At 42.2% G+C, this 344-nt stretch carries 1 protein-coding gene; it reads left to right on the top strand.

All coding sequences use genetic code 11. The features are described 5' to 3' along the window. Window positions 1–140: 140 nt before the first annotated feature. Window positions 141–344 (top strand): CII family transcriptional regulator (locus MTCD1_RS18720; protein ID WP_369007717.1); only part of this gene is annotated, 204 nt, incomplete at its 3' end.

The following is a 344-nucleotide window of genomic DNA, read 5'->3' as shown; positions in this document are numbered from 1 at the left end:
TTTTTTAACTATAAACGCTGATGGAAGCGTTTATGCGGAAGAGGTAAAGCCCTTCCCGAGTAACAAAAAAACAACAGCATAAATAACCCCGCTCTTACACATTCCAGCCCTGAAAAAGGGCATCAAATTAAACCACACCTATGGTGTATGCATTTATTTGCATACATTCAATCAATTGTTATCTAAGGAAATACTTACATATGGTTCGTGCAAACAAACGCAACGAGGCTCTACGAATCGAGAGTGCGTTGCTTAACAAAATCGCAATGCTTGGAACTGAGAAGACAGCGGAAGCTGTGGGCGTTGATAAGTCGCAGATCAGCAGGTGGAAGAGGGACTGGATT

It is taken from the genome of Colwellia marinimaniae, from assembly GCF_002207865.1.
Classification (GTDB): Bacteria; Pseudomonadota; Gammaproteobacteria; order Enterobacterales; family Alteromonadaceae; genus Colwellia; species Colwellia marinimaniae.
Note: the sequence above shows the minus strand (reverse complement) of the source record. Positions and strands in the feature narration are given on the sequence as shown.